Source organism: Paenibacillus sp. NPDC093718 (assembly GCF_050279985.1).
In the GTDB taxonomy this organism is placed as follows: domain Bacteria; phylum Bacillota; class Bacilli; order Paenibacillales; family Paenibacillaceae; genus Paenibacillus_AQ.
Genome location: NZ_JBNNUS010000002.1, coordinates 415,610 through 430,145, shown reverse-complemented (window position 1 = coordinate 430,145; position 14,536 = coordinate 415,610). Strand labels below are relative to the sequence as shown.

Annotated in this window: 11 protein-coding genes; 10 read left to right on the top strand and 1 reads right to left on the bottom strand. The window is 46.8% G+C overall.

Features of this window, described 5'->3' with window-relative positions; genetic code table 11:
• Positions 1–303: 303 nt before the first annotated feature.
• The 8 genes from ACQKPA_RS07680 (at position 304) to ACQKPA_RS07645 (ending at position 10,562) form a co-directional block, all read left to right on the top strand.
• A complete protein-coding gene (locus ACQKPA_RS07680; protein ID WP_427490951.1) occupies positions 304–447 on the top strand; it encodes a hypothetical protein in 144 nt (47 codons plus the stop codon).
• A 503-nt stretch (positions 448–950) separates the two neighbouring features.
• Positions 951–1,838 carry a YwqG family protein gene (locus tag ACQKPA_RS07675; RefSeq protein ID WP_427490949.1) on the top strand — a complete coding sequence of 296 codons (888 nt, stop codon included), beginning with the start codon at positions 951–953 and terminating at the stop codon, positions 1,836–1,838.
• A 38-nt stretch (positions 1,839–1,876) separates the two neighbouring features.
• Positions 1,877–2,605: a class I SAM-dependent methyltransferase gene (locus ACQKPA_RS07670; protein WP_427490947.1), complete on the top strand. Its 729-nt coding sequence runs from the start codon at positions 1,877–1,879 to the stop codon at positions 2,603–2,605.
• A 260-nt stretch (positions 2,606–2,865) separates the two neighbouring features.
• Positions 2,866–3,204 (top strand): bacillithiol system redox-active protein YtxJ, encoded by a 339-nt coding sequence (gene ytxJ, locus ACQKPA_RS07665; RefSeq protein ID WP_427490945.1) that lies wholly within the window; start codon positions 2,866–2,868, stop codon positions 3,202–3,204.
• Positions 3,205–3,243: 39 nt separating this feature from the next.
• A complete protein-coding gene (locus ACQKPA_RS07660; RefSeq protein ID WP_427490943.1) occupies positions 3,244–3,576 on the top strand; it encodes a thioredoxin family protein in 333 nt (110 codons plus the stop codon).
• 497 nt (positions 3,577–4,073) lie between these two features.
• Entirely contained in the window at positions 4,074–5,846 is a 1,773-nt protein-coding gene (locus tag ACQKPA_RS07655) for a methyl-accepting chemotaxis protein (protein WP_427490941.1), read from the top strand.
• Positions 5,847–5,894: 48 nt separating this feature from the next.
• Entirely contained in the window at positions 5,895–9,623 is a 3,729-nt protein-coding gene (locus ACQKPA_RS07650; RefSeq protein ID WP_427490939.1) for an amino acid adenylation domain-containing protein, read from the top strand.
• A gap of 261 nt (positions 9,624–9,884) precedes the next feature.
• On the top strand, positions 9,885–10,562 hold the full coding sequence (locus tag ACQKPA_RS07645; protein ID WP_427490937.1) for a serine/threonine protein kinase: 678 nt from the start codon (positions 9,885–9,887) through the stop codon (positions 10,560–10,562).
• Between the two features lie 127 nt (positions 10,563–10,689).
• Here ACQKPA_RS07645 and glsA read toward each other — a convergent pair whose 3' ends face one another.
• The gene (gene glsA / locus ACQKPA_RS07640) at positions 10,690–11,631 is read right to left on the bottom strand and encodes a glutaminase A (RefSeq protein WP_427490935.1); all 942 of its coding nucleotides are present in this window, start codon (positions 11,629–11,631) and stop codon (positions 10,690–10,692) included.
• A gap of 217 nt (positions 11,632–11,848) precedes the next feature.
• Between glsA and ACQKPA_RS07635 the strand changes: the two genes are divergently transcribed.
• Positions 11,849–12,616 (top strand): ABC transporter ATP-binding protein, encoded by a 768-nt coding sequence (locus ACQKPA_RS07635; RefSeq protein WP_427490933.1) that lies wholly within the window; start codon positions 11,849–11,851, stop codon positions 12,614–12,616.
• Positions 12,603–14,534, top strand: coding sequence for an FtsX-like permease family protein (locus ACQKPA_RS07630; protein ID WP_427491696.1), 1,932 nt, complete (start codon positions 12,603–12,605; stop codon positions 14,532–14,534). The genes ACQKPA_RS07635 and ACQKPA_RS07630 overlap by 14 nt, the downstream gene beginning before the upstream one ends.
• Positions 14,535–14,536 lie beyond the last annotated feature (2 nt).

Sequence of the window (14,536 nt, the reverse complement as noted above, 5' to 3'; positions counted from 1 at the left end):
GCTGAGTAATGAATCGTTAAGTTAAGATAGAAGCAAGCTGCATCGGCAGCTTGCTTCTTTTTTTTACTAATCAAGCCGATCGATATCTATCATAAAGCGTATAGGATAGAATGCAGCTATTTGAAAGATTTGCTTCTAGAACAGGATCCGAGTGACGTCTATATGTCTATGGAACCTCCTGTCATTTACATAGAGTAACGTTGGACACAAGTTGTTGACATCTTGGTAAAATCGTTGTCACATCCGGCGATTATATTCTTCTTAAGGAATCGTATCTAGCACGATCACCAAGAAGGAGGAACCATGATCTATCACAAGGAAAGAAAGAAATTTACCAAAGCCTTCTATATTCTATTTATTGCAGTCCTGCTTTTTGTCGGCTTCAAATTGGCATGGCACGTCGGTTCATCAACGGTGGAGTTGATGCCAGCATCATCTGCTTGGTAGAAGTCCTAAGTATTGGAACATGCCGATAGACGGGGTATAGGTCTATACGATATATGAGACGCAAGGTCCTCTTGGCAACGCCTAATATGCTGTTCGAATGCCGATTCAAATGATCGATTCCAACCGCCGGATGGAATCCAATACAAAAGATGATAAATTAGCCGGCAACCAAAGCATGGTTTATGTCGTTTATATAATGATAGGAGCTATGCTTATAACGGAGGGACTTATGTCAGTGCAATGGAGGGGGATATGAAAAAAACGCTTATGAGAAAGCCCGAATTCCTAAGGTTCTCGCGACGGTATCGTGATGAGTGACAGGTCATGGCGAGTCTTTTTTATTGTCGTTGCATTGATCGTACTGACTGGGGGCGTCTACTCGTTGGTTCAATCCAGCACCGATCAGGTTTATGATACAGATAAGATTAGATAGGGGAATCGTGCAAATCCTCGTTTTTTTGTTATGATTATTATCTAAACTTTGATTAGAAGAGGGACAAGACATGCAGTTAAACGAACGTAACTTGATCAAGATGCAAAGCATCATCAAGGAACACCAATTTGAACATGCAGCTGACTATTTAATCGAACATACGCGCCAAGGCATACGGTTATCCAAAAAGGGAGTGGAGGACTATGCCAAGCCGTGCCATTCACGGATTGGCGGAGATCCGGATCTTCCCGAAGAAATTGAATGGCCACTGACTTCGGATGGTACACCGATGACGTATTTGGCACAGCTGCAGTTGAGGGATGTGGCAGCTCATGATGCCACCGCTTCGCTTCCACTGGGCGGAATGCTGTATTTCTTCATTGGCGTTGATGAGCCTGCCTATAATATCGAACATCGGGTTCTGTATCTGGCAGAGGATCAGACGGTGGCTGCGGTTCGACGCCGGGCTCCTGAGGGAACCTCGTTAGAAGAAGAGTTCACCGGCTACCGTATTGAAGCCAGAGCTACGCTTGAGCCTCCTAATTACGCTTATGTAGATGATGAAATCGTCGAGGATGAGGAGCACGATTTTGAATCTTACGAGGAGCTGTGTCATCAATTGACGGGGATCGAGTCTGACGACATCGCGACAATCTTTGGCTATCCTTCAACCCAGCATGGAGATTGCGAGCATGAGGCTGCTTTGATGCTGTTAACCGGATTCGAGTACAATTACTCCATGGAGGCGGCTATGCAGCAGATTACCGAGCATTGTGGCGGCAATGCGGAGCGAGCCCAGCAGGAAATTCGGGATACACTGCTGCTGCTGGCCATCGATTCGGACGACGATGTAGGATTTTGCTGGTGGGATGCGGGTGAACTGCAATTTTACATTCGAAAAGAGGACTTGCTGGCCAGAAATTTTGAGCACACGTATTGTTCGCTATACTCAAGCTGAATATAGGGATCATTATGTCCTTGGAGGGGGGATGAACCATGAAGGAGAAGGTCATTGAAGCATATGATAAGCTCGCCGGAGACTACGAGCGGCATGTGGATTCGCAGAGCGGACATAATGCGTATTACGAAAGGCCGGCCATGATCCATTTGTTACCGGCGAATATGGAGCAAATGACCGTCCTCGATGCTGGTTGTGCCGCGGGGTGGTATACGGAGCAATTCCTTAAACGAGGGGCCCGGGTCACAGCGGTTGATCTGAGTCCGGCGATGGTAGAAGCCTGTAAGAGACGAGTCGGCAATGAAGCGACGGTATTCGCATGCGATATAACCGAGGAGCTGCCCTTTGAAGATGAGGCTTTTGATCTTATCGTAAGTTCATTGACGCTTCATTACATCGAGGATTGGGCGCCGACCTTTCGCGAATTTCAGCGCGTGCTCAAACCTGGAGGCAGTCTGATTTACTCCGTTCATCATCCCTTTATGGATGTTAAACATTTTGATCGCCAAGATTACTTTGCTCGTGAGTTATTGACGGAGGTTTGGAACAAACCGGAGTCCGGACCCGTTGAGGTTTCCTTTTATAGAAGACCGATTCAAGAAATCATCAACTTAACCTCCTCACGGTTTCGAATCGATCAGCTCATCGAGCCGCAGCCCAGTTTAGCGGATAAAGACAACCCGGAAGCTAAGGAATGGATGGCCAAATGGTTTGATCGCCTAATGACGAACCCTCATTTTCTGATTGTGAGAGCCAATAAATCGTAACTTGGAATCCATACATATTCATAGGGGAACCGCGTCCGTCGCGGTTCTTTTTGTGCTCGTAGTACGTAACGGGAGATACGATTTCCTGGTATGACGGCAATCAACACTCCGGCCGTGATTCGGATATCGATGGAAGAAGGATAATCACCCTAAGACTTTCTACGCATGAAAGAGCGCTGCAGCCTATGTGTATCATAGCGATTGGTTGTATAATAGAAATAATGCAATGCATTACATCACATCCAAAGGGAGAATATCAAATGCAATGGAATGAAATTACGACAATAGAAGAATGGGATGCGATTCTGAAAAAATCTTCCGAACGCGGCCAAGTCATTTTGAAGCATAGCACGACATGCCCGGTTAGCTCCAATGCTCTTTCGGAGTTTGAATCTTACTTGAAAAATACGCCAAACGGCGATGTGGATTACACGCTGGTTAAAGTCATTGAATCCCGGCCGGTTTCCAATAAGATTGCCGAGGATTTGAACGTAAAGCATGAATCGCCGCAAATTATCTATGTGAAGGACCAAGCGAAATATTGGACGGCCTCACACTGGGCGGTTACGTCTGCGCATATCACCGCGGTTCTGGACTGAACATAATCCTTTGTCGCGCCTGAAAGTATGGTGTAAAAGATGAAAGAATTGGAAGAACTAAGATCGATAGAGGCGATCGAGCGGTTTATTCAAGATCATACCTTCAGTTTTGTGTATGTATCCAGACAAGATTGTAGCGTATGCCACGCGATCTTACCCAAACTTAGAGAATTGTTGGAGCAGTTCCCTCACATCTCATTGGGACATATCCAAGGCGAAGCCGTCGGGGAAATCGCCTCGAGATATTTGATATTTACCGCACCGGTACTCCTCTTATTTGTAGAGGGAAAAGAGCATCTGAGAGAGGATCGTTTTGTACAGTTTGGCGCGTTAGAAAAGAAATTAAAAAACTTGATGGAGCTCTTTAGCTAGGTGTCAGCGAAAAAGAAATGAACCAAAAGGCGATATTCCAAAGTCACAAGACTTACGGAATGTCGCCTTTTGCATTTCAAAACAAGCTGTGAAGAGGAAGTTTAAGGCAATAGCAGTCATGAAAAATTCAAATAATTGTCGAAAATCAGGACTATTTTGCATTCAAATATTACTAAAGTATTAAAAATCTAAGGTGAAATGCCGATTTATTAATAGTACAAAAGATGTAGCGTTACGGAATCATAACGTGAATATGGATCTATTGAACTGGAATTTCACATAACAAGAACTTTATGTGGAATGGATCTATGTCAGAAGAATGATGGAGGGGGAAGGCGGTTCATTCAAGATGAACATTTTTGAAAAATGTAATGTATTCATGAAAAATTCCGGAAATATTTAATGTTTCCAGGAAAGTAGGTGATGCGACAGGTTCGCTAAAGAAATCCCTATTTTAATTGGAAGATACATAAGAGATATCAAAGGAGAGACACCAAGTGAGTGAGCCAAAACCGTTATCAAGAGGAATGCGTTTTAAAAATCTGAGCATTGTTACAAAAAATATGTTATGGACGAGCCTGTATATCATTATTACGGGTGCCGTCGTTATTGGATCTAGTTATTATATCCAGGACAGCGTACTGACGAAGCAGCTGCAATCCGATTCGGCAAAAATTATGGATACCTTGGTTAAGTCGGTTTCGGTGGAAGATGCTCAAGCGGTGAAAGGCGCCACCGACCGTAATGCGGATATCCAAAAAAAACTTACCAAAACGTTTGATGAACTATCCCTAAGTCATCCAAACATTGCTCAAGGCTATATTTTTGGACCGGAGCTCGAGGGTGGAAACAAGACCTCGATTATTGCCATGCCAACGGCAGTGCTCGATATGTTTGCCGAAGAAGACTTGAATCTCGGGGACTTATACGAACAGCCGAAGATCCATGCCGATGCCGTGAGAGAGATGTTGAAAACGAAAAAAACCGTCTCCACCAAAGGTTATACAGATAATTATGGTACCTGGATCACCGTGCTGCATCCTTTCCAGGATGCCAGCGGGGAAATTTTTGCTTACATGGGGATCGACGTGGATGCAAGCTTAATCGCTTCCGGGAAACAGGAATTGATCACCAATACGGTTTTTGCGCTGCTGATTACCTTGCTGATCGTATTAGCATTGCAATACTTCACGATTAGACGGACATTCGCACCGATTCAAGCATTAATGGGGGCGCTGGACAAGCTGAGCAAAGGTGACTTTACCGTCCAATTAAAAGCTGGCGAAGATGAGCTGGGCCAGGTCAATGCCAAGTTCAATACAACCGTCAATCATATTAATGAACTTGTCACAACGATCAAAACGGTATCGGAGCAGTCTGCAGAGCAGTCTAAATTCCTCTTCTCGGCTGTGGAAGTCAATAATAACAACTCTTCAGCTATTACTAGAAATATGGAGGAAATGTCGGAACGCGTTGCTCTGCAGAGCACTTCCATTACCGAAAGTGTGGTTTCGCTTGAGGAAATCTCATCCGGCGTATCAACGATTGCCGGCAATACATCGGATCTTTCCGAGATATCCGTACAGATGAAGGAGCAATCGGAACGTGGTAACCACAATGTGGAGCAGGTTATCGAGCAGATGAATTCGATTGATTATTCGGTCAAAAACTCGGTGAATATCATCGAGAAGCTGCAGAACCGTTCACATGAGATTGGTCAGATCGTGCAGGTAATTACCGAAATTGCCTCTCAGACGAATCTGTTATCACTCAATGCCGGAATCGAGGCGGCAAGAGCCGGCGAAGAGGGCCGCGGGTTTGCTGTCGTCGCCAGCGAAGTGAAGAAACTTTCGGAGGAATCCAGAAAATCGGCGGACCAAATCATTGAATTGGTTCGATACATTCAGGATGAAACGGCATCTGCGGTAGAAGCCATCAGCGAAGGAGAACACAATGTCGCTAAGGGAATTGAGGTTGTCAAAGAAACGGGTGAGCTGTTTAAAGGCATGCTGGTGGCAACCGATACGGTGACGAGTCAAATTCAAGAGGTGTCTGCAGCTACCCAGCAAATGGTTGCCGAGACCGAACAGATTACCGCAGCGATTAAACAATTGGCAGAGCTCGCAGAGAGAAACTCGTCCGTATCGGGTGAAATCCGGATCAGTGCCCAGGAACAGCAGGCTTCCTTCGCCAAAATTTTCGAATCTGCAGAACAGATCAACCAGGTTTCCGCTGAGCTGGAGGCCCTTGTAAACAAATTGCGTGTGTAGTGCCGCGAGAACAAAAACAGTAGAGAACAAAAGATGGAGCTGAAACCTTTGAATACAACATTGATGATCGAACAAGGCAAAGAATATTGGTTGAATGAACTGCAGCTACCTTTACCGGGATTCTATCTGTACACCGATGGTCCAGCGCATCTTCAGCAGCAAGAGCTTGATCGCACGGCGATCAAGCTTCATATCGAAACCGGTAAAATCAAGCGGCTCCGCGATTCATATGACATGAAGGTGTGGATACTCACAAGCTATGTGGTGTTTCTATACCGAATGACTCACGATACCGATTTGCTGATCGGCGTGAACAATGAGAAGGGCAATCTCCTTCCGTTGAGAGTTAACTTAAGCGGCAACGATTCATTCGCACAGATCTATGAGCAAATTTCCGCCAAAATGGAGCATATTGAAGTAAGCAGCTTTTCACTTGAGGATATAGAAGGATTCACCGGTCAACCGCTCACTCTCCAAACGGTCTATGGCAATAATGGGAATGGTTATGCTTATAGCTCCAGTGGGCTGAACTGGATGGTTCAGGAGGAGAAGAAGGACGAATGGACACTCTATGTATCCTATGCACGACCATTGTATCGAGAAGAAACGATCGAAAAATTCAGCTGGCATTTTGAGCTGCTCGCAAATGCGGCTCTTGAACATATGGATGTTCCGGTTAGCCGTTTGCCTATGCTGACAGAAGAGGATAAGAACGCATACTTGAAACTCAATGACACGAAAAGGGAGCTCCCGAAGGATCCTACCATTGTGTCGATGCTTGCTTCCATTGTGGAGAAATTTCCGAAGCGAATCGCGCTATCGACAGGTCATGAGCAAGTATCGTATGAGCAGCTTGACCGGTTGTCAAACCAAATTTCACATATGCTTATAGACAAGGGACTGCGTAAAGGCCAATTCGTCTCGATATTTATGAAGAGGGGCCTGGATACGATTGTCAGTATGCTCGGTGTGCTCAAGGCCGGCGGAGCCTATATCCCGCTGGATCCATCACATCCAGATGAAAGAAATGCCTATATTATCGAGGATACCGAATCGGCGATCATTTTGACGCATCAGGACTTCACAGCCAAGCTGGATGGTCTTCTGGCTGGTTTTCAACCGAAGCCAGAGTACTTCTGTCTAGATGAACAATTCCTTTCGTACTCGGATGAAGCCTGTGGCGTCCGCGTTGAAGGTGATGATTTGGCCTATATTATCTATACCTCCGGTTCGACGGGCAAACCGAAAGGGGCCTTAATCGCCCATCAAGGCGTCGTGAATTTGGCACTGGCCAATCAAGAGAATTTACAGATGAGTGAACAGGATATCATTCTTCAATATTCCACATTCAGCTTTGATGCTTCCGTTTACGATATATTCGGATCGTTGGCTTGCGGTTCACGACTGCATCTTCTAACCGATGAACAGCGTTTTTCCATAGACGCCTTCACGGAGGCCGTAGCAGAAACCAAGGCAACACGTGTTGCAATATTGCCTACGGTGTTTTTTAATCAATTGGCAGCGTATTTGCCTGTGGAAGACACACATAAATACCGGAATATCAAGACGATCGTGGTCGGAGGGGAAGCGCTGGCCGGAGAAACCGTTCGGATGTTCCAGAAAAAGCTGCAGATTCCAATCGTGAATCTATACGGCCCAACGGAAACGACGGTAGTAGCAACAGGGCATGTCGTGGATTATCCGGTTCCGGACGATCTGGCCACCGTGTATATCGGGACGCCTTTTGCCAACTATGAATTGTATATTGTGAATGAACATAATGAGTTATGTCCAACTTGCGTAACCGGAGAGCTTCTGATCTGCTCGGTCGGCGTTGCCAAAGGCTATCTGAATCAGCCTGAGAAAACAAAAGAAGCCTTCATATTGGATCCGATAACACCGGAATCCGGAAAACAATACTATCGTTCCGGAGACTTGGTTCGCCTGCTGCCAAACGGACAAGTGGAATACCGGGGACGTAAAGATTCGCAGGTGAAGATCAGAGGCTTCCGGATCGAGATTGGGGAGATCGAAGACAATCTGGCGAAGCATGAACAAGTAAAGGACATCGCGGTTATTCCGAGAATGGACGAGGACGGAACCAAAATGTTAGCGGCATTCTATACAACCCATGATGGACAGGCAGCTTCCGCTAAGGATTTGGTGCAATTTTTAAGTCAGAAAGTACCTGGTTACATGGTTCCTAAATACATGTGTTTCGTAGAAGAAATGCCGCTATCCCCGACCGGTAAGATTGACCGTAAGAAGCTGGCAATATACGAATTGTCGATGGAGATGGAAGAGGATGACTCCCACTACGAGGCACCGGTTAACGATATTCAGCGGGAAGTTGCTGCGGCTTGGGAACAAGCACTCGGCCAAACCAAAATCGGCATTCATGACGATTTCTTCGATATTGGCGGGTATTCTCTGAAAATTCTGGAGATTCTGGTGCTCCTTAAGCCGCATTATCCACAGTTGAAGATCAATGATTTCTTTGTTTATCCCACGATTGCGAAATTAGCGGAGCGAGTAGAGGAAATGGGGCAGGTAACGATCCCAGCCGATCAACCAGAGAATAGTGATCTTCCTATGGAGGATTTGGCTGAGTATCCGATCTCTTTCCCTATCAACCATGGTTCGGAACAACCCACCTATACCCAGCAGCATATTTTGCTGACAGGCGCCACGGGATATCTGGGATCACATCTGTTGTATGAACTATTGAAACAATCGACCGCTACCGTCTATTGCCTGGTTCGTCCATCGAAGATGATGGAGCCTTATGCTCGCCTTGAGCAGATCATGACCGGATACTTTGGCGAAGAGGTCAAGTCTCGAATGGACAAAAGGGTGATTGCGATTCAGGGCGACTTGGAGCAGGAATATCTCGGGCTCGGTGCTGAAGACCGTGCAATGATTGAAGCGCGTATTGATTCCATCATTCATTGCGGTGCTGAAGTGAAGCATTTTGGGGATTCCGACTATTTTGCGAGAGTCAATGTGGAGAGCACGGACCGTTTGTTGGCTTTGGCTCAGAGAAGACCGCATATCCGCTTTCACTTTATTTCTACGCTTGGGATCCCTGAAGATTTGGCACTTGGCGGTCAATGGGATGCCATCGTTGCCGGAACGGGATATGAAGAATCGTCCATTGAGAATGTCTATACGAACAGCAAGCTGGAGGCAGAGAAGCTGGTCATTCAAGCCGGTGCAGATAGAGGCATTCCATCATCGGTTTATCGCGTGGGGAATTTGTCCTGTAACTCGGAGAATGGAATTTTCCAGAAAAACATCGATAACAACGCTTTTTACCGCATGCTGAAAGCGATGCTGCTGTTGAAGAAAGCGCCCGGTGTGAGATGGGAAGTGGATATTACGCCGATTAACTATGCCGGGGAAGCCATTACCGCTCTGCTGCTTCAGCAAGAGACGGTCGGGCGGGTGTTCCATATCTGCAACCCGGTTGCCATTCCTTATGAGGAGATGGTGGAGCATTTCAAAGCCTATGGATATGACATTTCAGTGATGGACTGGAAGGCATATGAGGCATGGTTATTGGATCCTCAGCAGCCGAAGGATAAGGAAGGCCTTGAGCTGGCGATGGCGCAATTCGAAGGCGACGGAGCCAAGAATTCCATCTACCGGTATACTTGTCCGCAAACCTTGGAATTCCTCAAGCACACAGGCGTGAAATGCGCTTTACCGGACAAGCTGTTATTTGAAAAAATGATTGAATATGCCGCTGGTATTGGATATTTCGTGAAACCGGAGTAATCATAGTCAGGCAGCAAGCATGAAACCGCGAGAAGCTCTCGCGGTTTTTTTTGTGGTCAGGATCAGGCACAGCATGCACATATTTTTTTAAGAGATAAGAAAGTATAAACATCCGAGGCTTATCATCCTTATCTCGCAAGAAAAACTTCATCTAATTGCGGTCTGTCATCTGTGAAAGTTCGTCGATAGACTTTTTTCTTATGGCGTGAGTGTGGTACGATCATACTGATTTAAGTCCAGTAACACCAAATGAGGTGGCCCATGAATCACGAACATTGGAAGCAGGCAGAGAACGCACTAACTTGCATGGAAGTTTTCAAGAACGGAGAGAACGACCCTGTTACGATTGAAGGCGAATCGGACGACCTGCGCTGCATCGGAATCGGTACGGATGCTGCAGTATTCGTATACGAACCTTTGCCGGCTTATGCGTTTAAATTGTATGCTGCGGAGGCGCAGCCTAAGAAGGAAGCGGAGATTAAGGTCTATCAAGAGTTGGTGGGCAGCCCCTATTTCCCTGTATTTTATGGAGCAGGTGAGCGTTATGTGGCGATCAGCCATGAATCCGGATTCACCCTGTACGACTGTTTGCTCTATGGTGTGCCCGTGCCGAGGCAGGTCATTGATGATGTTGAAGCAGCACGCTCCTTTGTGCGGAGCAAGGGCTTAAACCCACGGGATATTCATTTGAAGAATGTACTACTGCAGGAAGGCAGAGGGAAGGTACTCGATGTATCGGAGTATATTCAGGATGGAAACGATAAACGATGGGAGCATCTCGTGTGGGCTTACGACAACGTATATCCGCTGCTTGAGGGCAAGAAGTTACCGCTCTGGGTATTGGAGGCCGTGAAGAACGGATATTACCGTCTTGATCCATCCAGTGTGAATATGCAGGAATTTGCGGACCGGATTGGACGACTGTTCTTCAGAAAATAGGATAACCGGACCTATTCCAAACGGGGTAGGAGCATTCCCCGCTTAGCGAACGAAGCGCTATCATCGGAACATATACGGCGGATTCAATCCCCCTGAAGCTGTAACGGCTCCAGGGGGATTTTGGTAATTAGAATATACTCCAGTCCATCTCTCGGGATATGGTCTGTAGCAAATGCACGCCGGCATAGCTGTTGCCTTTGTCATTCAGTGCTGGGCCCAGCACACCGATTCCATAACGTCCCGGCACAAAAGTTAAAATGCCCCCTGAAACGCCGCTCTTGGCGGGCAATCCTACCTGAATGGCGAATTCTCCTGATGCGTTGTACATGCCGCACGTCGTCATGAACGTCCTGGCGATTTGAACATACCTTCTAGGTATGAGCGCGTTGCCGGTAAGCGGATCCGTACCGTTGCAAGCCAGGACTAATGCCATTCTGGCTAGATCGGCGCAATTCACAGCGATTGAGCAGTGCCGAAAATACACCTCTAACACCTCTTCCACATCTCCGCTGAGAACCCCGTTTTCCTTCAAAAAGAATGCTATGGAACGATTCAGATTCCCTGTTTCCGATTCTGAACGGTAAACGCCCAAGTCATATTCCAAACCAGCGTTACCTGATAGCTCTTGAAGAAACTGAAGAATTCGATCGGATTTCTCGCTCGGGCTATCTCCGTGAATTAAAGAAGAAATGGTAATCGCGCCTGCGTTTATCATCGGATTGAAGGGAATGCCGGGCCTTACTAACTCCAGCTTCAACATGGAATTGAAGTTGTCTCCGGTCGGCTCCATGCCAACCTTGCTGAAGACGGCATCCTCTCCATTGTCCATCAGTGCCAATATTAGCGTAAACACTTTGGAGATGCTCTGCATCGTAAAGCGCAGCCCGCAGTCCCCGGCTGTGACGGATTCACCCATGGTGTTCAGAAGGGTGATGCCCAGAGCAGCATGGGGAGCTTTGGGCAGCTCGGGGATGTAGGAGGCAACTTTGCCTCTGCCGACACAGGGCGAGCTGGCTTCCAGCCAGCCGGGAAGCTGCTGCCGGATGGCTTCGATTTCGGTTGGGCTCATCTGTTAAACCCCTTTCTTGGTGTTAAACACCTTATAAGCCCGCCATGGCCGTGTCCATGCTGCGGGTTTTTGTTTTGTTCTGAGTAAGCCATGCTCGTGTTCGTGTACTCAACTAGTTTGTTAAGCTTTATGTAAGGTTCGTATAAAAATCGTGTAAGGTTCGCCTTTTATAATTACATCTGTGCTTAACTAACGACAACTTGAAGGGGAACGCCATATGACAACCATATTACAAGCAAAACATGTAGAAAAAACATTCGGTAATCAAGGGAATCAATATACGGCATTGCATGATATCAATCTTGAGATTCAGGAAGGCGAGTTCGTCGGCATTATGGGACCATCCGGGGCAGGAAAATCCACGCTGCTGAATATTTTCTCGACGATCGATACACCGTCGGCAGGCGATATTACCATTGCCGGGCAGCATATCGTGTCGATGAACGAGGAGCAGCTATCGGATTTTCGCCGGAATCAGCTCGGATTTATATTTCAGGACTACAACCTGCTGGACACACTGACGGTCAAAGAAAATATTTTGCTTCCACTGGCGTTGTCCAAGGTGCCTGCAGACGAGATTGAGAAACGGGTAAACGCGATCGCCGATACGTTCGGCATTCGCGATATCTTAAACAAATATCCTTATCACGTCTCGGGTGGTCAGAAGCAGCGTACCGCGGCCTCGCGCGCCATTGTGGCCAATCCAAGCCTCATATTGGCGGATGAACCGACAGGGGCGCTGGATTCCAAGTCGGCAACCAACCTGCTGCAAAGCTTAAAGAAACTGAATGAGATCGATCGCTCCACCATCATGATGGTCACTCACGATGCTTATGCTGCGAGCTACTGCAAACGCGTCATTTTTATAAAAGACGGACAGCTGTATCAGGAGCTTCATAGAGAAGACCAACTTCGCAAGGTGTTTTTTGAACAGATTCTGGAGGTACTGGCTGCACTTGGGGGTGAGCATGATGACACTGTTTAGCATAGCCAGAAAAAATATCCGTAAAAATTTCACCAATTACTTTTTGTATTTTGCTTCGATGATTTTTAGTATCGTCATTTACTTCACTTTTGTTTCATTAAAATATGATACTGCCATTCAGTCCGCAACGGAGGGATCGACAAAAATCAGTTCAGCCTTTAGCGGTGCCGCCGTCGTGCTGATCATCTTCGTGGCTATATTCATTTGGTATTCCAACTCCTTCTTTACCCGCAAGCGCAAGAAAGAAGTCGGATTGTATTCATTACTCGGTGTGCGGAAGAAACAAATCGGCCGGATGCTATTTTATGAAAACTTTCTGATGGGTGTGCTAGCTCTACTAGCCGGGATGGCTCTAGGCTCCGTGCTGACGAGATTCTTTGTATCCCTGTTAATGAAGGTTATGGGATATGATGCGGTGTCGAATTTCTCGATATCGGCTGCGGCCATCATCAATACCACCATCGTGTTCATGATCATTACGCTTATCACATCGCTGCAGGGTTACCGATTGATCTACCGGTTCAAATTGATTGAATTGTTTCATGCGGATCAAGAGGGAGAACGGGAACCGAAGGCTTCATGGATCACCGCTATATTGTCTCTGGTATTCATAGGCACCGGATATTGGCTTGCTCTGCAAAATCTGCTGCAATCCAAGACTTGGGCGGCGATGGGATTCATGTTAACGCCACTCGTCATCCTGATGACCGTGATTATCGGAACGTATCTGTTGTTCAGTACCCTGACCGTTACGTTGTTGAAATTGTCCAGAAATAACAAGAACAGATTCTGGAACGGGATGAACATGATTGGTGTCTCCCAGCTTCTATATCGCATCAAAGGGAACGCGCGGACGCTCACAATCATTGCCGTACTTAGCGCGACAACACTTACTGCTGTTGGGACGGCGTACAGCTTCTATTACAGCAATGCAAGCAGCGCCCAGCAAGCCAACGCGAACAGCATGATGTGGATCTCCCATGACAGCAGCGTGACTAAGCGCGCCGACGAGTTGATCGACTCAGCTCCGCATCACGAGCTGTTATATCACGTGTCCGTCCCTGTCTTGGAAGTGGATGCTGATGTTAGAGGTCTTAGCGAGGCATTCTCGCATGACATTCAAACATTCAGCATCATCTCCCAGCAAGATTTTAACGAGCTGGCGAAGGTGCAGGGCCGCAAAGGCACCATCACTTTAAGCGGAGAAGAGGCCGTTGCCTTGGACCCGGCCTATTACGAAGGAATTTCACCGACGTATGTGGGTTCTACGGTCACGCTCAAACCAGACAAGCAGGAGCAGCAAATTACCTTTAAGGAATTGAAGAAATTCAGCGTGCTAAATATGGGTACGGTCTTTTCTACAGTGGTCGTAAGCGACGAACTGTTTACGCAATTGCAGAAACAGACCAACACGATTTTGCTGGAGGCTTACGGCATATCGAATCAAGATAAAGCGAAGCAGTTGACGGAGGATCTGGAAGGCATCTTACCGGAAAGCGCCTCATTCGCCAGCTATTATCATGATTATGCGAGAGGAATGGAATCGTCAGGCCTGTTGATTTTTATGGGAGGATTCCTGGGACTGGTGTTCCTTACGGCGACAGGCAGCATCATCTATTTCAAGCAATTGACAGAGGCTAATTCGGACAAGGCAAGATATCAGATATTATACAAAATCGGCGTAAATCGGCGTGAGGTTAAAAAGAGCATTGCCCAGCAAGTGCTGTTCATCTTTGCTTTGCCGCTCGCTGCGGGCATTGCGCACTGCGCTGTCGCACTTTCTGCGTTGTCCAAGCTTCTGCATATGAATCTTGTGATTCCGGTCGTGATCTGTATGGCCGTCTATACCTGTGTTTATTTGATCTATTACGTTGTTACCGTTAGGTCCTACTATAAAATCGTAACCAAAATAAAATAACC

Coding starts and splice junctions, on each gene's coding strand:
- ACQKPA_RS07660 (WP_427490943.1), top strand. CDS start 3,244: ATGAAAGAATTGGAAGAACTAAGATCGATAGAGGCGATCGAGCGGTTT.
- glsA (WP_427490935.1), bottom strand. CDS start 11,631: ATGAGCCCAACCGAAATCGAAGCCATCCGGCAGCAGCTTCCCGGCTGG.
- ACQKPA_RS07645 (WP_427490937.1), top strand. CDS start 9,885: ATGAATCACGAACATTGGAAGCAGGCAGAGAACGCACTAACTTGCATG.
- ytxJ (WP_427490945.1), top strand. CDS start 2,866: ATGCAATGGAATGAAATTACGACAATAGAAGAATGGGATGCGATTCTG.
- ACQKPA_RS07675 (WP_427490949.1), top strand. CDS start 951: ATGCAGTTAAACGAACGTAACTTGATCAAGATGCAAAGCATCATCAAG.
- ACQKPA_RS07680 (WP_427490951.1), top strand. CDS start 304: ATGATCTATCACAAGGAAAGAAAGAAATTTACCAAAGCCTTCTATATT.
- ACQKPA_RS07635 (WP_427490933.1), top strand. CDS start 11,849: ATGACAACCATATTACAAGCAAAACATGTAGAAAAAACATTCGGTAAT.
- ACQKPA_RS07670 (WP_427490947.1), top strand. CDS start 1,877: ATGAAGGAGAAGGTCATTGAAGCATATGATAAGCTCGCCGGAGACTAC.
- ACQKPA_RS07630 (WP_427491696.1), top strand. CDS start 12,603: ATGACACTGTTTAGCATAGCCAGAAAAAATATCCGTAAAAATTTCACC.